Source organism: Streptomyces sp. NPDC014991, assembly GCF_043080665.1.
GTDB lineage: Bacteria > Actinomycetota > Actinomycetes > Streptomycetales > Streptomycetaceae > Streptomyces.
This window is the reverse complement of sequence record NZ_JBIBVY010000006.1, coordinates 109,428-130,522: the sequence shown is the minus strand read 5'-3', so window position 1 is coordinate 130,522 and position 21,095 is coordinate 109,428. Positions and strand designations below refer to the sequence as shown.

At 72.6% G+C, this 21,095-nt stretch carries 20 protein-coding genes; 9 read left to right on the top strand and 11 right to left on the bottom strand.

Annotation, left to right across the window (positions count from 1 at the left end):
* The first annotated feature begins 42 nt into the window (after window positions 1-42).
* From ACF1BE_RS12575 to ACF1BE_RS12565, 3 genes are all read left to right on the top strand, one after another.
* Entirely contained in the window at window positions 43-876 is an 834-nt protein-coding gene (locus tag ACF1BE_RS12575) for an S-methyl-5'-thioadenosine phosphorylase (RefSeq protein ID WP_392198983.1), read from the top strand.
* Window positions 877-1,198: 322 nt separating this feature from the next.
* Window positions 1,199-1,681 (top strand): hypothetical protein, encoded by a 483-nt coding sequence (locus ACF1BE_RS12570; RefSeq protein WP_392198982.1) that lies wholly within the window; start codon window positions 1,199-1,201, stop codon window positions 1,679-1,681.
* A 138-nt stretch (window positions 1,682-1,819) separates the two neighbouring features.
* Window positions 1,820-2,296 (top strand): MscL family protein, encoded by a 477-nt coding sequence (locus ACF1BE_RS12565; RefSeq protein ID WP_392198981.1) that lies wholly within the window; start codon window positions 1,820-1,822, stop codon window positions 2,294-2,296.
* 19 nt (window positions 2,297-2,315) lie between these two features.
* Here the strand turns inward: ACF1BE_RS12565 and ACF1BE_RS12560 are convergent, their stop codons facing one another.
* A complete protein-coding gene (locus tag ACF1BE_RS12560; RefSeq protein ID WP_392198980.1) occupies window positions 2,316-2,492 on the bottom strand; it encodes a hypothetical protein in 177 nt (58 codons plus the stop codon).
* Window positions 2,493-2,745: 253 nt separating this feature from the next.
* On the opposite strand from ACF1BE_RS12560, the gene ACF1BE_RS12555 reads away from it, so the two are divergent.
* From ACF1BE_RS12555 to ACF1BE_RS12545, 3 genes are all read left to right on the top strand, one after another.
* Window positions 2,746-3,771, top strand: coding sequence for a P1 family peptidase (locus ACF1BE_RS12555; RefSeq protein ID WP_392198979.1), 1,026 nt, complete (start codon window positions 2,746-2,748; stop codon window positions 3,769-3,771).
* A gap of 217 nt (window positions 3,772-3,988) precedes the next feature.
* Window positions 3,989-5,209 carry an Ig-like domain-containing protein gene (locus ACF1BE_RS12550; RefSeq protein ID WP_392198978.1) on the top strand — a complete coding sequence of 407 codons (1,221 nt, stop codon included), beginning with the start codon at window positions 3,989-3,991 and terminating at the stop codon, window positions 5,207-5,209.
* Window positions 5,210-5,367: 158 nt separating this feature from the next.
* Window positions 5,368-6,114 (top strand): DUF6227 family protein, encoded by a 747-nt coding sequence (locus tag ACF1BE_RS12545; RefSeq protein ID WP_392198977.1) that lies wholly within the window; start codon window positions 5,368-5,370, stop codon window positions 6,112-6,114.
* A 103-nt stretch (window positions 6,115-6,217) separates the two neighbouring features.
* Here the strand turns inward: ACF1BE_RS12545 and ACF1BE_RS12540 are convergent, their stop codons facing one another.
* The 5 genes from ACF1BE_RS12540 to ACF1BE_RS12520 form a co-directional block, all read right to left on the bottom strand.
* Entirely contained in the window at window positions 6,218-6,478 is a 261-nt protein-coding gene (locus ACF1BE_RS12540) for a hypothetical protein (RefSeq protein ID WP_392198976.1), read from the bottom strand.
* 120 nt (window positions 6,479-6,598) lie between these two features.
* Complete coding sequence (locus ACF1BE_RS12535) at window positions 6,599-8,752, bottom strand: fructose-specific PTS transporter subunit EIIC (RefSeq protein WP_392198975.1); 2,154 nt, start codon at window positions 8,750-8,752, stop codon at window positions 6,599-6,601.
* Between the two features lie 103 nt (window positions 8,753-8,855).
* Entirely contained in the window at window positions 8,856-9,803 is a 948-nt protein-coding gene (gene pfkB, locus ACF1BE_RS12530; protein ID WP_392198974.1) for a 1-phosphofructokinase, read from the bottom strand.
* Complete coding sequence (locus tag ACF1BE_RS12525; RefSeq protein WP_373910602.1) at window positions 9,800-10,561, bottom strand: DeoR/GlpR family DNA-binding transcription regulator; 762 nt, start codon at window positions 10,559-10,561, stop codon at window positions 9,800-9,802. Before ACF1BE_RS12525 ends, pfkB begins: the two co-directional genes overlap by 4 nt.
* A 303-nt stretch (window positions 10,562-10,864) precedes the next feature.
* Entirely contained in the window at window positions 10,865-12,328 is a 1,464-nt protein-coding gene (locus tag ACF1BE_RS12520; RefSeq protein ID WP_392199135.1) for an MFS transporter, read from the bottom strand.
* A gap of 199 nt (window positions 12,329-12,527) precedes the next feature.
* On the opposite strand from ACF1BE_RS12520, the gene ACF1BE_RS12515 reads away from it, so the two are divergent.
* Window positions 12,528-13,499 (top strand): helix-turn-helix transcriptional regulator, encoded by a 972-nt coding sequence (locus tag ACF1BE_RS12515; RefSeq protein WP_392198973.1) that lies wholly within the window; start codon window positions 12,528-12,530, stop codon window positions 13,497-13,499.
* Window positions 13,500-13,544: 45 nt separating this feature from the next.
* Here the strand turns inward: ACF1BE_RS12515 and ACF1BE_RS12510 are convergent, their stop codons facing one another.
* Together ACF1BE_RS12510 and ACF1BE_RS12505 are read right to left on the bottom strand one after the other, a co-directional pair.
* On the bottom strand, window positions 13,545-14,303 hold the full coding sequence (locus ACF1BE_RS12510; protein ID WP_392199134.1) for a TetR family transcriptional regulator: 759 nt from the start codon (window positions 14,301-14,303) through the stop codon (window positions 13,545-13,547).
* 753 nt (window positions 14,304-15,056) lie between these two features.
* Complete coding sequence (locus ACF1BE_RS12505) at window positions 15,057-16,055, bottom strand: RNA polymerase sigma factor RpoD/SigA (RefSeq protein ID WP_392198972.1); 999 nt, start codon at window positions 16,053-16,055, stop codon at window positions 15,057-15,059.
* A 193-nt stretch (window positions 16,056-16,248) separates the two neighbouring features.
* On the opposite strand from ACF1BE_RS12505, the gene ACF1BE_RS12500 reads away from it, so the two are divergent.
* Window positions 16,249-16,785, top strand: coding sequence for a GNAT family N-acetyltransferase (locus tag ACF1BE_RS12500; RefSeq protein ID WP_392198971.1), 537 nt, complete (start codon window positions 16,249-16,251; stop codon window positions 16,783-16,785).
* A gap of 1 nt (window position 16,786) precedes the next feature.
* On the opposite strand, the gene ACF1BE_RS12495 is transcribed toward ACF1BE_RS12500, so the two are convergent.
* Entirely contained in the window at window positions 16,787-17,578 is a 792-nt protein-coding gene (locus ACF1BE_RS12495; RefSeq protein ID WP_392198970.1) for a dioxygenase, read from the bottom strand.
* Between the two features lie 124 nt (window positions 17,579-17,702).
* Here ACF1BE_RS12495 and ACF1BE_RS12490 point away from each other — a divergent pair, with 124 nt between their 5' ends.
* The gene (locus ACF1BE_RS12490) at window positions 17,703-18,212 is read left to right on the top strand and encodes a MarR family winged helix-turn-helix transcriptional regulator (RefSeq protein ID WP_392198969.1); all 510 of its coding nucleotides are present in this window, start codon (window positions 17,703-17,705) and stop codon (window positions 18,210-18,212) included.
* Window positions 18,213-18,307: 95 nt separating this feature from the next.
* On the opposite strand, the gene ACF1BE_RS12485 is transcribed toward ACF1BE_RS12490, so the two are convergent.
* Entirely contained in the window at window positions 18,308-19,846 is a 1,539-nt protein-coding gene (locus ACF1BE_RS12485; protein WP_392198968.1) for an MFS transporter, read from the bottom strand.
* A gap of 251 nt (window positions 19,847-20,097) precedes the next feature.
* Entirely contained in the window at window positions 20,098-20,745 is a 648-nt protein-coding gene (locus ACF1BE_RS12480) for a TetR/AcrR family transcriptional regulator (RefSeq protein WP_392198967.1), read from the bottom strand.
* Between the last annotated feature and the right edge of the window lie 350 nt (window positions 20,746-21,095).

Sequence of the window (21,095 nt, the reverse complement as noted above, 5' to 3'; positions counted from 1 at the left end):
ACCGGCTCCCCCACGGATCCGCCGCCAGCTAGTGTGCTGGTCATGGCGAACGCAGAGATCGGTGTAATCGGCGGCTCGGGCTTCTACTCGTTCCTCGAGGACGTGACCGAGGTCCAGGTCGACACCCCCTACGGGGCGCCCAGCGACTCCCTCTTCCTCGGCGAGATCGCCGGCCGGCGGGTCGCCTTCCTGCCCCGGCACGGCCGGGGTCACCACCTGCCGCCGCACCGCATCAACTACCGCGCCAACCTGTGGGCCCTGCGCTCGGTGGGCGTCCGGCAGGTTCTCGCCCCCTGCGCGGTGGGCGGCCTGCGCCCCGAGTACGGCCCCGGCACCCTGCTCGTCCCGGACCAGTTCGTGGACCGTACGAAGTCCAGGGCGCAGACCTACTTCGACGGGCTGCCGCTGCCCGACGGCACCGTGCCGAACGTCGTGCACGTGTCCATGGCCGACCCGTACTGCCCCACCGGGCGCGCGGTGGCGCTGAAGGCGGCACGTGGACGGGACTGGGAGCCGGTGGACGGCGGCACGCTGGTCGTGGTCGAGGGGCCGCGGTTCTCCACGCGTGCGGAATCGTTGTGGCACCAGGCACAGGGCTGGTCGGTGGTGGGCATGACGGGTCACCCCGAGGCGGCGCTCGCCCGGGAACTGGAGCTGTGCTACACGTCGCTGACCCTGGTCACCGACCTCGACGCTGGGGCCGAGACCGGCGAGGGCGTCTCGCACGAGGAGGTGCTGCGGGTGTTCGCGGCCAACGTCGACCGGCTGCGCGGCGTCCTGTTCGACGCGGTGGCGGGGCTGCCGGACACCGGGGCGCGGGACTGCCTGTGCCTGAACGGGCTCGGCGGGATGGACCCGGGGTTCGAGCTGCCGTGACGCGCCGGGGACGGGCGGGGCCCGGCGCCGTGCGGAACTGCCCCTTCGAGTGAGCGAGTTGTCCACAATCAGCTGGTGATCCACCGCCTCCGACGGGATCCGCCGCAAGGCCTCATCGTGGCAGGGCAAGCCGAATTCCTCGTCGCAGGCGGTGATCCCCATGCCCCCGTCCGTCCCGTCCCCGTCCGTCCCGTCCCCGTCCGTCCCGTCCCCGCCCTCGGACTCGCGCTCCTCTCCTTCCCGCCCACCCGCTCGCGCCGCGCTGCCGGCTCGGCTCCGGCCTCCGCGGCCACTGGGCACGGACGCCCCGGCGACCCGCGAGGTGCCCGCCTTCGATCCGGTGCGCGTGCGCGGCGGGCGGTATCAGCTGCAACGGCTCGTGCGGCACCGCGGGCGGGCCGTCGCGGCCGGGCTCGCGGTGACCGCGGCGGCACTCGTCGCCGCCGGACCCCGGACCGGGCCGGAACCGCACGGCGCCGACCGCGCAGGCGGCCACCGGCCGGCGGAACGCGCACGACCGCACACGGCGGTGGAAGTGGTGGCGGCGCCGGTGCGGATCGCCGACGCCGCCACGGTGGGGCTGCTTCGGCCCGGTGACCATGTCGACGTCATCGCCGCGCAGGACCCGTCGGCCGGGGGTGGCGCGCGAGTGCTCGCGCGCGGTGTGCGGGTGACGAAGGTGCCGGAGCCGCTGGACGGTACGGCCGGGAGCGGGGCCCTGGTCGTGCTGGCGGCGCCGCGGGCCACGGCGGCACGGCTGGTCGGCGCGAGCGCGACGGCCCGCCTGGCGGTGACACTGTGCTGACCACGCTCGCCCGCGCGCTCGGCGGCCTGCTGTCGCGGGCATCGATCACGCTACGGGACTGGACACCGTGGCCGCACCGTGCCGTAGGTTGCGGAGCGTTTCGTTCCACACCCTGTGCATGCGAGGAGAGTCCCCCAGGTGAGCGCGAAGAAGGTACCGAGCGTCTGGCACGGCTTCAAGGCCTTCCTGATGCGCGGCAACGTCGTCGATCTGGCAGTGGCGGTGGTGATCGGCGCGGCCTTCACGAACATCGTCAACGCGGTGGTGAAGGGAATCATCAACCCGCTGGTCGGAGCGATCGGCACCCAGAATCTCGACAACTACAGCTCCTGCCTGAAAGCTCCCTGCGAGGTGAGCGCGAACGGCACGGTCAAGAGCGGCGTGCCGATCCTGTGGGGCTCGGTCCTCGGAGCCACGCTCACCTTCGTGGCAACCGCCGCGGTCGTGTACTTCCTGATGGTGCTGCCCATGTCGAAGTACCTCGCGCGGCAGGCGGCCCGCAGGTCGGCACGGGAGGGCACGAAGGAGGTCGTGCAGGTGAGCGAGCTGGAGGTGCTCGAGGAGATCCGCGACGCGCTGGTGGCGCAGCGCGGCCCCGGGAACCACGAGCGCTAGCGGTCCGCCCGCGGCCGGCTCAGATGTGGTGGGGCGGCTTCTCGTCGAGGAAGCGCTTCAGGTCGGCGGCGCTGTCACCGTCCGCACGCTCGCCCCACCCGCGGTCGGTGTCGTCCGAGGACTGCTGCTCCAGCGGGTCGTCGAAGACCAGCGCGGGCTTCGGGTCACGCGGCGCGGGTTCGGGGGCGGTGCTCATGCCACCAGGGTACGGCTCCCGCCGGAACGGCCCGGCGCCCGTACTCCCGCCGTCACGTCCCGCGTGGGGCTCCCGTCGGGACGATCCGGGGCGGTGCCCGCGCCGGCCACCCGTCTCCGTGTGCGGGCGTTGCGCGCGCCACCGTCCGGGCCGGCCGGGGTCCTTCGTTCGGATCAGGCCGGGTCGGCCCGGCCTGATCCGAACGAACAAGCCTGAGTCCTCTGCGCGAAGTGGCTGGGCCAGACTGGCGTCCATGACAGCTGACGCACTGACCGATGTCGCCGGGCTGCGGGTGGGGCACGCGACCCGCACCGGTGGCGGCTGGCTCACCGGCACCACGGTCGTCCTCGCCCCCGAAGGCGGTGCCGTCGCCGCCGTGGACGTGCGCGGTGGCGGCCCCGGCACCAAGGAGACCGACGCGCTCGACCCGCGCAACGTGGTGCGGAAGGTCGACGCCGTCGTGCTGACCGGAGGCAGCGCGTACGGGCTCGACGCGGCCTCCGGGGTGATGGCCTGGCTGGAGGAGCAGCGGCGCGGGGTGCCGGTGGGGACGGATCCGGCACACGTCGTACCGGTGGTGCCCGCCGCGTGCGTCTTCGACCTGGGGCGCGGCGGTGACTTCCGGGCGCGTCCGGACGCGGCGACGGGGCGGGCGGCGGTGGAGGCCGCGGCGGCCCGTCCGCCCGGCGCCCGGGTGCCGCAAGGGTGCGTGGGCGCCGGCACGGGCGCCGTGGCGGGACGCCTCAAGGGCGGGGTGGGCACCGCGAGCACGGTGCTCGGCTCGGGCATCACGGTGGCGGCCCTGGTGGTGGCGAACGCGGCCGGGTCGGTCGTGGACCCCGAGACGGGCGTGCTGTACGGGGAGTTGTTCGAGGGACGGGTGGCGTATCCGGAGCGGCGCGTGCACGAGGCCGCGCGCCGGCGTCTCGACGAGGCCGCCGACCGGAACGGACCGGCGCCGCTCAACACGACACTGGCGGTGGTCGCGACGGACGCGGACCTCTCCAAGGCCCAGGCGCAGAAGCTGGCGGGTACGGCGCACGACGGGATCGCGCGCGCGGTGCGGCCGGTGCACCTCCTGCACGACGGGGACACGGTGTTCGCGCTGGCGACCGGCGCTCGCGCGCTCGGCACGCATCCCCTGGCGCTCAACGACATCCTGGCCGCCGGTGCGGATCTGGTGACGCGCGCGATCGTACGGGCCGTGCGCGCCGCCGGGTCGGTCGACGGACCGGGAGGGGTGTGGCCCTCGTACGGGGAGCTGTACGGGCAGGGGTAGGACGCGGGCGGCTGCCGCACGGGGGGCTGCCGCCCGCGGTGCGCGAAGGGCCCGGCCGGGGCGGGCGGGAGGGGTGCGCGGCCGTCGGCGGTGCTTTGTCGCGGTTCTGTCACGTGATGGCGTTCATGCAGGCCGGAGGGAACCTTGACCGGCGCCCGCTCCCTCTTTCCTCACGCACTGGAACGGACCACGCACATCACATGAACTGGAGCAGCCCGTGACAACGCCGGACATTGCAGCGCGGCGCGCACTCGGGGCCTGTGCCGCCCTGATGGTCGGCGCCCTCACCCTGACCGCCTGCGGTGGCAGCGCCGACGGCGGCAACGACGACGGCAAGGGCGCCAAGGGCTCCCCGAGGACGTCGACGGCGGAGATAGCGATATCCGCCAAGGACGGCTCGACCGGCGCGTCCATCAACGCCACCGGGGTGAAGGTCGACGACGGCAGGCTGACCGAGGTGAAGATGACCGTGGCCGGGTCGGGGCAGACCGTGCCGGGGGCGATATCCGCGGACGGCCGCAGCTGGAAGCCGAAGGAGCACCTGGAGCGCGGGACGAAGTACGAGATAGCCGCGACCGCGAAGGACGCCCGGGGCCGTACGGCGGCGGCGAACTCCATCTTCACCACCGTCACCTCGTCGAACAGCTTCATCGGCACCTACACGCCGGACAACGGCACGACGGTCGGGGTGGGCATGCCGGTGTCGTTCACGTTCGACAAGGCGATCACCGACAAGAAGGCCGTGCAGTCGCACATCGCCGTGAACTCCAGCAGCGGTCAGCAGGTGGTCGGGCACTGGTTCGGGGACCGGCGCCTGGACTTCCGGCCGCAGGAGTACTGGAAGGCCGGGTCCAAGGTCACGATGAAGGTCGACCTGGACGGGGTCGAGGGCGCGAAGGGCGTCTACGGGGTGCAGAAGAAGAACGTCTCCTTCACGGTCGGGCGGTCGCAGGTCTCCACGGTCGACGCCGGCACGCAGACCATGACGGTGGTGCGGGACGGCAGGACCTTCAGGTCGGTGCCGATATCGGCGGGCAGCGCGCAGCACACGACGTACAACGGGCAGATGGTGATCTCCGAGAAGTTCGTGCAGACCCGCATGAACGGCTCGACGGTCGGGTTCGGCGGGGAGTACGACATCGCGGACGTCCCGCACGCCATGCGACTGACGTCGTCGGGGACGTTCATCCACGGCAACTACTGGTACAACAAGGGCAACCCGCCCTTCGGCCGGGAGGGCACCAGCCACGGCTGCGTCGGGCTCGCGGACGTGCAGGGGGCGCAGGGCGCCACGTCGGCCAAGTGGTTCTACGACAACACGCTCGTCGGGGATGTCGTGATCGTCAAGAACTCCCCGGACGCGACGGTCGCCCCCGACAACGGCCTCAACGGCTGGAACATGTCGTGGAGCGCCTGGACCGCCGGAAGTGCCCTCTGAGCGGGGGGTTCTGACGCTACAGCGGGCCGCGCGGGAACATTCCGCGCGGCCCGCGCGTTTTCCCGGCGCACGTTTTCCCGGTTCCCGGGCATGATGTCCGACCGAGGGGCTACGGTATGCACCCACAAGGTGACATGCAGCAACGCCCGGGAGATGCCTTGAGCGTTCCGTACGAGACCGCAGCGTACGAACCAGCCGAGTCGCCCGAGTCTCCTGAGGAGCATCTCGCGCGACTCCTCGGTCGTGCCCTGAACAGCTTCGAGCTGCCCGACGAGGTGATACGGCGACTGGACTGCGCGCTGGCGCACGACAGTTCGCTGCACTCCGCGTACCACAGCGCGGGGCTGCACCGGGAGACGTACCGGCACACCTGGCTGCTCGCCGACGGCGCGGCGGTGACACTGTGGGAGCTGGTGCACAACCCCATGCCCGGCAGCGCCCCGGAACACGAGGTGTATGCCGACGAGGAAGAGCTGCAGGCCGCCACGGCACGGCTCGGGATGCCGCCGGACACACGGGAGTTCGAGCTGCCCGCGCTCATGCGGCTGTGGGCGGTTCCCGAGCCCCGGCACGTGTTCGCATCCGGTGACTCGGCGGACCACGCGCGCCGGCTGCTGCGCCGCGCGGAGAACGCCGACCGGCCCGGCGAGGAGACGGCGGCGCTCTTGGCGACGGCGACCGCGCACGAGATCACCCAGGCCTTCGGACGGCCGGGCCGGGCCGGCCGGGCGGGGCTGAGCTACACGCTGTACGAGCACGCCTTCCTGCTGCCGGACGGCGCCGAGATCTCCCTGTGGGAGGTCGAGCACACGGCGACCCCCGACGGGCGGCACATGTGCGAGGTGTACATGTCGGAGGGAGCGGCCCGGGAGGCGATGGAGAGGCGCGCGGCACGACAGGGGTAACGGCAGCGGCAGGGTCGCAGGGCGGTGCCGGTGACACGGCCGGTCGGGTCGCCTTCCCGTGCGCCGGGGGCGGGGGCGGGGCCTCGCGGGCTCCGCTCACGGGTCAGCCGCCGGCGAGCTGCCGTACCAGGCCGGCGAACGCGTCCTGTTCCGCGGGGGTCAGCTCGACGGACTCCAGCGGCGGGCCGACCCGGGTCTGACGCGGCAGCGCCGGGAGCCGCGCGGCCCGGCGCCGGGCGGTGGCCTGGGGACCGGTACGGCGCAGCAGGCGGAGCAGACGCACCAGGACGACGGCCCAGGCGACGGCCGCCACCGCGAGGACGGCCACGCCGATCAGCTGGAGGGTCGGGGCGTGGTCAGGCATGCAACCCAGTACACACCACGGTCCGGGACTTCGGGCCCGGACCGTGACGTATCTCGCAGGTGCCGTGAACAACTCACAGCGAACTAAAGGGACAAGGCGCCTCGCGGGATGGCGCGGCGGTCAGGCCGCTATCGGCTGCCTGGTCCCCTCCGGTGCGGTGGCCGGCTCCGCCGTGGGGTCGGCGGCCGGGGACTCGGGGGCCTGCTTGCGCATGCCCTTCAGGACGACCACCAGGGCCGTGGAGACGCAGACGCCGGCGGCGACGGCCACCAGGTACAGGAACGGGTTGCCGATCAGCGGGACCACGAAGATGCCGCCGTGCGGGGCCCGCAGAGTCGCGCCGAAGGCCATCGACAGGGCGCCGGTGAGCGCACCACCCACCATGGCGGACGGGATGACCCGCAGCGGGTCGGCCGCCGCGAACGGGATCGCGCCCTCGGAGATGAACGACGCGCCCAGGACCCAGGCGGCCTTGCCGTTCTCGCGCTCGGTCCGGGTGAACAGCCTGCCGCGCACGGTGGTGGCCAGGGCCATCGCCAGCGGCGGGACCATGCCGGCCGCCATGACCGCGGCCATGATCTGCATGGCGGAGGCGCTGGGGTTGGCGACGGCGATTCCGGCGGTGGCGAAGGTGTAGGCGACCTTGTTGACCGGGCCGCCCAGGTCGAAGCACATCATCAGGCCGAGCAGGGCGCCGAGCAGGACGGCGTTGGTGCCGGTGAGGCCGCCCAGCCAGTCGGTGAGGGCCTTCTGGGCCGTCGCGATGGGCTTGCCGATCACGACGAACATCAGGAAGCCGACGATCGCCGTGGAGATCAGCGGGATCACCACCACCGGCATGATGCCGCGCAGCGCCGCCGGTACGTCGAACCTCTGGATCGCCATCACCACGCCACCGGCGAGGAGACCGGCCGCCAGACCGCCCAGGAAGCCGGCGTTGATGGTCGAGGCGATCATGCCGCCGACGAAGCCGGGAACCAGGCCGGGGCGGTCCGCCATGCCGTAGGCGATGTAGCCGGCCAGGACCGGGACCAGGAAGCCGAAGGCCACGCCGCCGATCTGGAACAGGAGCGCACCCCAGCTGTCCGCCTGGCCCCACACGAAGTGGTCCATGACCGAGGGCGCGTTCTTGATGCCGTAGCCGCCGATCGCGAAGCCCAGGGCGATGAGGAGACCGCCCGCGGCGACGAACGGGACCATGTAGCTGACGCCGGACATCAGCCACTTGCGGAGCTTGCTGCCGTATCCCTCGGTGGAGTCGCCCGCGCGCTCGACCGGCGTGCCGGACGACGCGTGCGCCGGGGCGCTCACCTCGCCGCGCGCCGCCTTCTCGCGCGCCTCCGCGATGAGTTCGGCGGGACGGTTGATGCCCGCCTTCACTCCCACGTCGACGGTCGGCTTGCCCGCGAAGCGGTCCTTGTCGCGTACGGGGACGTCGTGCGCGAAGATCACGCCGTCGGCCGCCGCGATCACCGCCGGGTCGAGCCGGGTGAAGCCGGCCGAGCCCTGCGTCTCGACGACCAGCTCCACGCCCGCCGCCCGGCCCGCGTTCTCCAGTGACTCGGCCGCCATGTAGGTGTGGGCGATACCGGTGGGGCAGGAGGTGACGGCCACGACACGGAAGGGACGATCGCCGGAACCGGTACCGGTGGCCGTGGGCGGGGTGGGCGCCGCGTTCGTGCCCGCTGCGGCGTCGGCGGAGGCCGCCGCCGGCGCCGCAGCGGTGTCTGTGGAGTCGCCCGTGGCGCCGGGAGCGGCGCCCTGAGCAACGCCGTGACCGGTGTCCTCACCGGTGCTCTCGGCGCTGTGCGTGCCCGTGTCCACCGACGGCGCCTCGTCTCCGCGGATCAGCGCCGCGGCCGTCTCCGCGTCGCGCGCCGCCCGCAGCGCGGTGGTGAACTCGGCGTTCATCAGCTGACGGGCGAGGAAGGAGAGGATCGTCAGGTGGGCGTCGTCGGCTCCTGCGGGTGCCGCGATCAGGAAGATCAGGTCGGCCGGGCCGTCCGCGGCACCGAAGTCGACGCCGGCGGCGCTGCGGCCGAAGGCGAGGGACGGCTCGGTGACGTGGGTACTGCGGCAGTGCGGGATGCCTATGCCGCCGTCGAGGCCGGTCGGCATCTGGGCCTCGCGGGCGGCGACGTCGGCGAGGAAGCCCTCCAGGTCGGTCACCCGGCCCTGGGCGGCCATGCGCTGGGCGAGGGCACGGGCCGCCGCTTCTTTGGTGTCGGCGGACAGGTCCAGGTCGACCAGGTCCGCGGTGATCATGTCGCTCATCGCGGGCTCCTATGCACGCGTACCGCCCGGGGGAACGGGTGGGCGGTGGTGGGGGCGGGGGTGGTGTGGGGGGAGCGGGGAGAGGTGGTTGCGGGGAGGGGGGTCATGGCGCCGGCTCCGTCAGTTCGCGGTCGAGGGGGATGTCGGCCGTGACCGTCACCGCCGTCGGGTCCAGGTCGGCGGGGCCCGGCATCACACTGCCGGGGAGCCGGACGGCGGCGGCGCCGTGGGCGACGGCGGAGGCGAGGGCGTCGGGGCCGGTGCCGCCGGCGATGAGGAAACCGGCGAGGGAGGCGTCGCCGGCCCCGACGTTGCTGCGGACGGCGGACACGCGCGCGCTGGCGAACCAGGTGCCGGTGTCGGACACCAGGAGCTGGCCGTCGGCGCCCAGGCTCGCGAGCACGGCGCCCGCGCCCATCGCGCGCACCTCCTCGGCCGCCTTGAGGGCGTCGCCCACGGTCGCGAGGGGACGCGCGACCGCTTCCGCGAGTTCCTCGGCGTTCGGCTTCACCACGTCGGGCCGCGCGCGCAGCGCCTCCAGGAGCGCACGCCCGGAGGTGTCCAGGGCGATACGCGCGCCTCCGGCGTGCGCCCGCGTGACGACGTCGGCGTACCAGGAGGGGGTGAGTCCGCGGGGCAGGCTGCCGCAGCACGCGATCCAGTCGGCGTCGCGTGACTGGACGCGGACCGTCTCCAGGAGCAGTTCCTGTTCCGCCGCCGACAGGTCCGGCCCCGGTGCGTTGATCTTGGTGAGCACGCCGTTCTCCTCGGCGAGCGCGATGTTGGAGCGGGTGGCGCCGGCGACCGGGACCGGTGCGACCTCGATGCCCTGCGCGTCGAGCAGGTCGGCGACGAGCGCACCCGGTGCGCCCCCCAGGGGAAGGACCGCGACGGTGCGCCGGCCGGCGGCGGCGACGGCACGCGAGACGTTCACGCCCTTGCCGCCGGGGTCCATGCGTTCGCCGGTGGCACGGATGACCTCGCCGCGCTCCAGGGCGGGCACCTCGTAGGTGCGGTCGAGGGACGGGTTGGGGGTGACGGTGAGAATCATGCGCGCACTACTTCCGTGCCACCGCGCTCGATGACGGCGGTGTCTTCGGGGCTCAGCCCGCTGTCGGTGATCAGCAGATCCACGTCGCTCAGGCCCCCGAAGCGGGCGAAGTGCTCCTGGCCGTGCTTGGCGGAGTCGGCCAGCAGCACCACGCGCCGGGCGGCGGCGATCGCCGCGCGCTTGACCGCGGCCTCGGCGAGGTCGGGCGTGGTCAGGCCGTGCTCGGCGGAGAAGCCGTTGGCGGCGACGAACAGGACGTCGGCGCGGATCTCGCCGTACGCGCGGAGCGCCCAGGCGTCCACGGCGGCGCGCGTACGGTGCCGTACGCGCCCCCCGATGAGATGGAGCTGCAGGCCGGGGTGGTCCGCGAGGCGGGCCGCGATGGGCAGGGAGTGGGTGACGACGGTGAGGTCGGCCTCCAGCGGGAGGGCGGCGGCCAGGCGGGCGACCGTCGTCCCCGCGTCGAGGATCACCGTGCCCTCGGCCGGCAGTTCGGCGAGGGCGGCCTTGGCGATGCGGTCCTTCTCGTCGGCGGCCGTGGTCTCGCGCTCGGCGAGGTCCGGCTCGAAGTCGAGACGGCCGGCCGGGATGGCGCCGCCGTGCACCCGGCGGACGAGGCCGGCGCGGTCGAGGGCCTTCAGATCGCGGCGGATCGTCTCCGCGGTGACCTGGAACTCCTCGGCCAGCGACAGCACGTCGACCCGGCCGCCGTCACGGGCGAGCCGGAGGATCTCCTGCTGCCGCTCCGGTGCGTACACGTCCGTCTGCCTCCGCCTCGATGTCCGGCCACTCCCGATGTCATGCCCGAACGTGTGGTTTCAAGCCGAGACTACGCCCGACTTTCGAGGAAGTAAACAGATTCGGGCGTTGATCGGACGAAAATGGGCACGACCGGGTGTGAGTGGGCGTACGGACAGCACAAGGCCCGGCGTCTGTCCGGCGCCGGGCCTGTCGTCGTACGGGCGGGTGCCTCACCGGTCCGGTACGGGCGCGTGTCACCCGTTCGGTACGGGCGGGTGCCTCACCGGTGCGGTCCGCGGAGGGCGCCGCGGCGCCCGTGGTCACGGCACCAGTTCGGGCTCCGTCCCGGCCACCGGCGCTTCGTACCCCGCGCCGCCCTCCGCTGCTTCCGGCTCCGCTCCCTCCAGGTGCTGCGCCGGGCGCTTGGGGAGGGCGGACATCAGCAGGAAGATCGCGGCCATGATCCCGGCGACCCACCACAGAGCGTGCTGGAAGGCGTGCACGAAGGCCGGGCCGACCCGGTCCGCGGTCAGCCGGTCGTCGATCTCCCCGAAGAACACGACCGACACGAGGCCCAGTCCGAGCGCGTTGCCCATCTGCTGCACGGTGTTGATCAGCCCGGAGGCGGAACCGGCGTGCTCGCGCGGCACCTCCGAGAGCACCGCGTCCGTCAGCGGGGCGACGATCAGCCCCATGCCGGCGCCCATCACGACCAGCGGCAGGGCCATCTGCCAGGAGGCGATGGCGAGGCCGTAGTGGTGGGCCTCCCACAGGTAGACCAGCACGCCCGCGCCCATCAGCAGCGCACCCGCCTGGAGCACCATGCGGCCGAACCGCGGGACGAGCTGCTGCACCGACAGCCCGGCCGCCATCGACACGGCGATCGAGAACGGCACCCCGGTCAGGCCGGCCCGCAGCGGGCTCCAGCCGAGGCCGATCTGCATGTAGAGCGTCCAGACCAGGAAGAAGATGCCGAGCGCGACGCCGAATACGGTCTGTACGGCGATGCCGGCGGCGAAGCTCTTCACGCGGAACAGCGACAGCTCGATCAGCGGAGAGCCGTCCCGGGCCCCCTTGCGCCGCTCGTAGGCCACCAGCCCGGCGAAGACGACGAGCGCACCTGCCATGCACACGTACCCCCACAGCGGCCAGCCCAGCTCGCGCCCGCGGGTGAGCGGGTAGAGCAGCATCAGCAGGCCCAGCGTGACCAGGGCGACGCCGACGAGGTCCAGTTTCAGGGCCTTCGGCGCCCGCGACTCGGTGATGAAACGGCGGCCGAGGAGGAAGGAGACGACACCGACCGGCAGGTTGATGAGGAAGATGGGCCGCCACTCCAGGCCGAACAGGTTCCACTCCGTCAGCAGCGCGCCCAGCAGCGGGCCGGAGACCGCACCGAGACCGACGATCGCGCCGAACAGACCGAACACCTTGCCGCGTTCGTGGGCCGGGAAGGTGGCGTGCACGATCGACAGCACCTGCGGCACCATCAGCGCCGCCATGCCGCCCTGGAGGATGCGGGAGGCGACCAGCATCTCCGGGTTCACGGCGAAGCCGCACAGGGCGGAGGCGAGGGTGAAGCCGCCGACGCCGACGAGGAACAGCCGCTTGCGGCCGTGGATGTCGCCGAGCCGGCCGCCCGTGATGAGGCCGGCGGCGAACGCGAGGGCGTAGCCGGCGGTTATCCACTGGATCTGGCTGACCGAGGCGTGGGCGCTGCGCTGGATGGACGGGATGGCGATGTTGACGATCGTCACGTCGACCAGGTCCATGAAGGCCGCGGTCATGACGATGGCCAGGGCCAGCCAGCGGGTTCTGTCGGGCACCGCGGGCGTGCGTGGGCCTGTGGGGCGTGCGGCGCCGGTGGTGCCGGTCCCGGTGCCGGTGCCGCGGGTCTTCTCGGCGTTGCGGTCGATCGAGGTCATGCGAGCAGGCTAGGCCTCCAATAGGTCAGATCACGTCCTATTTCCACGGCATCCTGGCCTCATGACGACCGACACCCCGGCACGCCTGCTGCAGCTGCTCTCCCTCCTCCAGACCCCCCGCGAGTGGCCCGGCGGGGAGCTGGCCGAGCGGTTCGGGGTGTCCCGGCGTACCGTGCGGCGGGACGTCGACCGGCTGCGCGAACTGGGGTATCCGGTGCAGGCCACGAAGGGCGCGGACGGCGGGTACCGGCTGGTGGCGGGCAAGGCCATGCCGCCGCTGGTGCTGGACGACGAGGAGGCGGTCGCGATCGCCGTGGGGCTGCGGGCAGGCGCCGGGCACGCCGTGGAAGGGGTGGACGAGGCGTCCGTACGGGCCCTGGCCAAGCTGGAGCAGGTGCTGCCGGCCCGGCTGCGCCACCGGGTGTCCACGTTGCAGGCCGCGACGACGCTGTTGACCAGCGGGGACGGGCCGAGCATCGCGCCGGAGACGCTCACCGTGATGGCGTCGACCGTGGCGGGGCGGGAACGGCTGAGGTTCGCCTACCGCGACAAGGACGGCAGCGCGTCCCACCGGCTGACCGAACCGCACCGGCTGGTGTCCACCGGGCGGCGCTGGTACCTGGTCGCCTACGACCTCGACCGGGCCGACTGGCGCACGTTCCGGGTGGACCGGGTCAGCCGGCCGTTCTCGACCGGGGTCCGGTTCGCACCGAGGGAGTTGCCGACGGGGAGCGCCGCCGAGTATCTGCGGCAGTCCATCCACCGGCGCCAGGAGACGTACACGTTCGACGTGCGGTTCGCCGCGCCGGCGGAGCGGGTCTCCACGCGGATTCCGGCGTGGGCCGGGACACCCGAGGACGACGGCACGGGCGGCTGCGTCCTGCGCGGCACCACCGCCGATCCCGTCGAGTGGCTGGCGGTGCGGCTGGCCATGGTCGGGTGCGAGTTCACCGTGCGCGGCCCGGCAGCGCTCATGGACCGCGTACGGGAGCTGGGCGGACGCCTCAGCAGAGCCACGGACACGGCTCCGTAGGGCCCGTGGGCCCGGACCGGCTCGCTCCGGCCCCGCCCCGCGTCGCTACCGCGTCGTCCGCTTCTCCCCGCCCCAGCCGAAGTCCCGCACCGCCGCGAGGTGGCGCAGGGCCAGGGCCGCCGGGCCCTGCGGACCGCCGGGCGGGGCGGCCGTGGCGGCCCAGCACTCCACGGCCACACGGACGGCGGAACCGGCCACGGCCGCGGCGAACCGGAGATCCGCGGTGACCGCCCCCGGGTCCGCCGCGTACCCCGCGGGCTCCCCTGCGGGCAGCGCCGGGTCCCCGGCCGACGGTGCCCGGTGCGGGGCGGGCGGCACGGAGTCCCCGGTGCCCGCCCCAGCACCCACGGCAGGCTCCCCCGAGCCCGAAGTGCCCGGCGTCGGCTCGGCCGTCGTCCCCCGGGCCGGCGCCCGCCACGTCAGGATCTCCGCCAGCGCCCGCTCCGACGTCTGGCAGACCTCGGCCCACACCTTGCGCAGGGCCGGGCTCGTGTCGGCCAGGCGGATGAGGGTGCGGACCCATTCCCAGGACGCGGCCGAGACGCCGGCGCCGGGGGTGAGGGTGTTCCGGACGGCGTGTTCCAGGGCGCCCGGGAGGTCGAGGTCGGCCGGGGCCGTGCGGACCGCCTCGGTCCAGCGCTGGGCGCCGGCCGCGTAGAGCGGGGCCACCGCCTCCTCCTTGGTGGCGAAGTACCGGTAGAACGTGCGCGGTGCGACGCCGGCGGCCTGTGCGATGTCCTCCGCGCGGGTGGCGCGCAGACCCTGCCGGACGAAGAGGACTGCCGCCGCCCGGGCGATCTCCATCCGGGTCTCGGCCTTGCGTCGTTCGGTGAGCGACACCGGCGCGGAGGCGGAAAACGGCTGGTGGCCGGGGGTGGGGGTGGTGCTCATCCCGGCAGGCTATGCCCGTGTGACAGAATCTGCCATCCGGCGGTCCACCCCGGTGTTCAGGTCCGGGGTGGGCCGCCGTTCCAGTGCCCGGGCACCCGGCGCAGCCCTGACGAACGGGCGCCAGGCGGGGTGACCGCCCCTCGCTCGGCCCCGGACTCGCCCGCGGGGGCAAGGAGAAGCCGGGCTCCGGACGCCCGGGGGGGGGGAGGGCGCCGGAGCCCGGCGGGGAAGTCCCGGCGCCGGGGGGGGGATTGCGTCGGGACGTGGTTCACGTGGGTCCGGCCGGAGTCGGCCGGACGGTGCGGTGGGGGTGGGGAGTGCGGTCCTGAGGCCCGCTACAGGGCCCGCATGGGTTGTTCCCTCGCGCTCCGCGGTTGAAGCGATCGGACCACGCCATGTTTGCGCCGTCTTTCGCCACCGGGCGTGCGCGCCGCGCGGAAGCCGTACATCCGGTACGCCGTATTCGCCGTGACGGCGTACCGCCGGCACCCCACAGCGCCGTACGCCCGGCCCGCCGCGTACCGTCCGGCCACCGCCGGACGCCGTCCACGGACCGACATCGGCCGGGATGATCATCCCCGCGCCCGGTTCACGGACGAACACCGGTCACGGTGATCATCCCCGGGCCCGCGAGGCCACGCGCCCGCCACGCCTCCCCCGGCTCCGCTACGCCGCCGCGTCGAACCCCGTGTCGCGGGCCAGCTTCTTCAGTTCGAGGAGGGCGTGCTTCTCGATCTGGCGGATGCGCTCGCGGGTCAGACCGTGCTCCTTGCCGACCTCGGTCAGGGTGCGCTCACGGCCGTCATCGATGCCGTACCGCATCTTGATGATGGAGGCCGTGCGCTGGTCCAGACGGCCGATCAGGTCGTCGAGTTCCTCGCTGCGCAGCAGGGTCAGGACGGACTGCTCGGGGGAGACCGCCGAGGTGTCCTCCAGCAGGTCGCCGAACTGCGTCTCGCCCGCGTCGTCCACCGGCATGTTCAGGGAGACCGGGTCACGGGCCCAGTCGAGGACGTCGATGACGCGCTCCGGCGTCGAGCCCAGCTCCGCGGCGATCTCGGCCGGCTCCGGGTCGCGGCCGTTCTCGCGGTTGAACTCGCGCTGGACGCGGCGGATGCGGCCCAGCTCCTCCACGAGGTGGACGGGGAGCCGGATCGTGCGGGACTGGTCGGCTATGGAGCGGGTGATCGCCTGGCGGATCCACCAGGTGGCGTACGTCGAGAACTTGAAGCCCTTGCGGTAGTCGAACTTCTCGACGGCGCGGACCAGGCCGGCGTTGCCCTCCTGGATCAGGTCGAGCAGGGGGAGGCCACTGCGCGGGTAGCGCCGGGCGACGGCGACGACCAGGCGGAGGTTGGAGCGGATGAAGACGTCCTTGGCCCGCTCCCCCTCGGCGACCAGCGCCTCCAGCTCCTCGCGGGTGACGTCCGTCCTGGTCTCCTCGTAGCCGTCGAGGACCTGCCTCGCGAACACACCCGCCTCGATGGTCTGGGAGAGATCGACTTCCTTGGCGGCGTCGAGCAGCGGCGTGCGCGCGATCTCGTCGAGGTACATGCCGACCAGGTCGCGGTCTGCGATCTCGCCGCCATGAGCGCGAACACTGCTTGCCGAGTCGGCCGTCTCGCCGGTGGCGGACTTACGACGGGCGACGGCACGGGTTGCCATGCGTGCTCCCTTGCGGTGGTGGGCTGGCGGGTGGTTCTGGTGAACGCTCAGCACTCCGGGGACTGTCTGTGGGACTCTCTCCGAGTGCCCTGCATCCGTGGGAAACAACGACTGGAATCCGGACAGAATTCCCAACCCGTCCCCCGATTTTTCTGATCATGCAGTACCCTGTGCCACCACGTAGGGGGGCGAGATGCCGTCGGAGACCGCCGAGGTGCAGGTCAGGGCGGGGATCGAGACGGATCTCGAAAGCCTCACGGCGATCTACAACCACTACGTACGTGAGACGGCCATCACATTCGACACCGCGGTCCTCACTCCGGAGGAGCGCCGTCCCTGGCTGCTCTCCCACCCGGAAGACGGCCCGCACCGCCTGATGGTTGCCACGGCCGCGGACTCACAGCGGATTCTGGGGTACGCCACATCCGGCCCGCGCCGGCCGAAGCCGGCGTACCTGACGTCCGTGGAGACGTCGGTGTACGTCGCCCCCGAGTCCCCCGGAGGGGGCATCCCCAGCCGGCGCGGGATCGGCACGCTGCTCTACGACGCCCTGTTCGAGGCCCTCGCCGGGGAGGACGTGCACCGCGCCTACGCGGGCATCGCCCAGCCCAACGAGGCGTCCGTCCGGCTCCACGAGCGCTTCGGCTTCCGGCGCGTGGGCACCTTCCAGGAGGTCGGGCGCAAGTTCGGCCGCTACTGGGACGTGGCCTGGTACGAGAAGCGGCTGTAGTTCAGCCGAACTGCACAGACCGCTTCGCCATTCCCAGCCAGAACCCGTCGATCACGGACTTCGGCGCGTCCAGCTCGCCGCCCGCCTCCGCCGCGCCCATGGTGACGAAGAGCGGGGCGAAGTGTTCGGTGCGCGGGTGGGCGTAGCGGCCGGCCGGGGCCTTGTCCAGGAAGTCGAGCAGGGCGTCCCAGTCGCGGGCCTCCAGCGCGCGCCGGCCCCAGTCGTCGAACTCGGAGGACCAGCTCGGCACGCCCGGGCCGGTGTACCGCAGGGCGGCGAGGTTGTGGGTGAAGAATCCGGAGCCGACGATCAGTACGCCCTCGTCGCGCAGCGGGGCGAGTCTGCGGCCGATGTCCATCAGGCGGACCGGGTCCAGGGTGGGCAGGGAGATCTGGAGGACGGGTACGTCGGCGGCCGGGTACATCTCGACGAGGGGGACGTAGGCGCCGTGGTCGAGGCCGCGGTCGGGGATGTCCTGGACGGGGGTGCCGGGGGCGCGCAGCAGCTTGCGGACGGAGTCGGCGAGCGCGGGGGCGCCGGGGGCGGCGTACCGCACCTGGTAGTAGTGCTCCGGGAAGCCCCAGAAGTCGTGGACCAGCGGGACGGTCTCGACCGCGCCGAGGGCGAGCGGGGCCTCCTCCCAGTGGGCGGAGACCATGAGGACGGCCCGGGGGCGGGGCAGCCCGGCGGACCAGGCGGCGAGCTGGCCGGGCCAGACGGGGTCGTCGGCGAGCGGCGGGGCGCCGTGGCTGAGGTACAGGGCGGGCATGCGCTCCTGGGTGGTGGCGGACATCGGCGGCTCCCGGTGGACCAGAGACTGCGGGTCTCGAGCAAGATACTTTAACTCTCAAGCTCGTAGGGCAGACCTTACGCCCGACTTGTTCAATTTTCAAGCAGCCTGCTCGTACAGTGGTCCCATGAACACGGCACCGGACACCGCCGCATCCCCCCGCTGGCTCACCGACGAGGAACAGCGCGTCTGGCGCGCGTACCTGCACGCCACCACCCTGCTGGAGGACCACCTCGACCGGCAGCTGCAGCGTGACGCGGGCATGCCGCACATCTACTACGGCCTCCTCGTCGGCCTCGCGGAGGCACCGCGCCGCCGGCTGCGGATGACCGAGCTGGCCATGCAGGCCAAGATCACGCGTTCCCGGCTCTCGCACGCGATCGCCCGGCTGGAGAAGAACGGCTGGGTACGGCGCGAGGACTGCCCGTCCGACAAGCGCGGCCAGTTCGCCGTGCTCACCGACGAGGGCCAGGAGGTGCTGCGGCGCACCGCGCCGGGCCATGTGACCGCCGTACGGCAGGCGCTGTTCGAACGGCTGACCCCGGAACAGCAGAAGGCCCTCGGCGAGATCATGAAGATCGTCGCCGAGGGCCTCCAGCCCGACGAAGCGGGTGCGGACCTGCCCTGGCTCCGCTGACCCGCACCCGGGTCAGCCCGGCGCCGCGGGCGCGGACCCGCCCCGACTCCGCCGGCTCACGTACCGAAGCGGAAGCGGGAGCGGACGGCGGGCCGTCAGTGGGCGATCACCGGCACCGGCAGCTCGTCCTCGGCGCCCTCGCCGGCGGCCACCATCGTGGTACCGGGACGACCCGCGTTGACGAAGGTGAAGGCGATCAGGGAGGCGAGGCCCAGGATGCCGACGGCGAACCAGATCGCCGTGCTGTAGCCGTGCACCATGCCCTGGAGCTTCACCAGCTCCTGCTGCGGCCGGGCCGAGGCACCGGCGATGTGGTCCCTGACGTACGAGGTGGTCGCCGAGGCGGCGATGGTGTTCAGCAGGGCGGTGCCGATCGCGCCGCCGACCTGCTGCGAGGTGTTGACCATCGCGGAGGCCACACCGGCGTCCCGGGCCTGGACACCCTGGGTGGCCAGGGACATCGCCGGCATGAACGCCGTACCCATGCCGAGACCGAGCAGCATGATCGCGGGCAGCAGCAGACCGGCGTACGAGGAGCCGATCTCCAGCTGGGTCAGCAGCAACATGCCGAGACCGGCGACCAGGAAGCCCGGGCCCATCAGCAGGCGGGCCGGGACGCGGGTCATCAGCCGGGTACCGATCTGGGTGGACCCGGTGATCATGCCGGCGACCATCGGCAGGAACGCGAAGCCGGTCTTGACCGGCGAGTAGCCCTTCACGATCTGCAGGTAGTAGGTCAGGAACAGGAACAGGCCGAACATGCCGATGATCGCGAGGCCGAGGGAGAGGTAGATCCCGCCGCGGTTGCGGTCGGTCACCACGCGCAGCGGCAGCAGCGGGGCCTTGACCCGGGCCTCGACGATCACGAACGTCACCAGCAGCACCACGGACGCGACGAACATGGCGACGGTCACGCTGTCACCCCAGCCGTCGGACGCGGCACGGGTGAAACCGTACACCAGGGCGACCAGGCCGAGCGTGGAGAGGATCACGCCGGGGATGTCGAGCGGGGAGCGGTTACGGCCGCCCTCCGGCTCCCGGATGACGAAGTAGGCGCCGGCCGCGGCCACGACGGCGAACGGGACGTTCACGAAGAAGGTCCAGCGCCAGTCCAGGTACTCGGTCAGGAAACCGCCCAGGATCAGGCCGACGGCACCGCCGCCACCCGCGATGGCGCCGTAGATGCCGAACGCCTTGGCGCGCTCCTTGGCGTCGGTGAACATCACCGCCAGCAGGGACAGCGCGGCCGGGGCGAGCAGCGCGCCGAAGGCACCCTGGAGGGCACGGGCGCCGAACATCAGCGTGCCGGTGGTGGCGGCACCGCCGAGCGCGGAGGCGGCGGCGAAACCGACGAGGCCCAGCACGAAGGCGCGCTTACGGCCCCACAGGTCGGCGATGCGGCCACCGAAGAGCAGCAGACCACCGAAGGCGAGGGCGTACGCCGTGACGACCCACTGCTTGTTGCCCTCGGATATGCCGAGGTCGTGCTGGGCGGAGGGCAGGGCGATGTTCACGATGGTGGCGTCCAGGACGACCATCAGCTGGGCGAGCGCGATGAAGACGAGCGCCTTCCAGCGGTTGGCGTCACCGCGCGGGGCGGTGAGGCCGGGAGCCCTGAGGGCTGTTTCTGACATGGGGATACCCACTTCGGGACTTCGTGACGGAAAAGACGGTGTGTAACGGAAAAATGACGAGAAAACGAAGACAGGAGCAGAGCAGCGGGAGAACAGTGGGTGCACGGCGGCCGGACGGTGACAGGGCCGCTGCCGTGTACGTGGTGGGTGGACTGTGGTCGGGGGCCGAACTGATCGGTCGGTCTGATCGGTCGGTCTGATCGGTCGGTCTGATCGGTCGGTCTGATCGGTCGGTCTGATCGCTGTTGGCGTCAGCAGGCGCGCAGCTCGGTGATGCTCACGGCCGAGCCCGGCAGGGCGGAGCGGGCGGGAGCCCGCAGGCCGTCCAGGAACAGCTGCAGGTGACGGTGGACGAAGCGGTCGCCACGGACGCAGTCCATGCCGGCCGGGGGCCGGCTCAACTGGGCCACGACGATCAGCAGATCGCCGACCCCCACGTCGGACCGGAGCTGCCCGGCCGCCTCGGCCCGGCCCATGACCTCCTCGACGAGCTGCTCGATGCGCCCGCGGGAGGCCTCCAGGTCGGGATGGTGCTGGTCGAAGGTGCTCGACACCATGGGGCACAGGGCACTGATCCGCTCGTCAGCGGCGGTGTGCACGAAGTGCTCCAGGGCGGCGAAGGCGTCCCCCGTCTCCGCGAGGGCCCGCTCGGCCGCCTCGGCCGTGCGGTCCATCACGGTGCAGACGACCTCGCGGACGAGGGCGTCCCGGTCGGGGAAGTTCCGGTACACCGTGGCGTTGCCGACGCCGGCCCGGCGGGCGATCTCGTCGAGCGGCACGTCCGGCCCGTGCTCGACGAACATCTCCTGGGCGGCGGTGACGATCCGCTCCCGGTTGCGCAGGGCGTCGGCGCGAGGCCGGGGCACCTTGCGCACGGTGGGGGCGGTCGTGGCCGTCACGGTGTACTCCTTGGGTTTCTGAGGCACGGGGCCTGAGTTGACGCGTGGTCGGTGCTCGAGTGAGTGCTCTTGTGTCGCTGTGTCGCTATGGCGCTGTTCGCTGTGTCACCGGTCGTCGGCTGCCGGGGCGGGGTGGTCGATCCGGGGAGCCGGTCCCCGTTTCGCTCCGACACAGGGCTAAACGGGGAGAGCGTCCCCGGTTATTTCCCGCTCCCCCGGAAAATTCCTGTGACCTGGGCCACACTCCCCCGCCCTCGAATTTCACCCCTGCGCGGACCGGCATTCCCACGATCGGCTCCGCCGGCGCGCGCCCGGCCTCCCGCCGCCCCAGGGTGAGCGCAAGGGTGCAG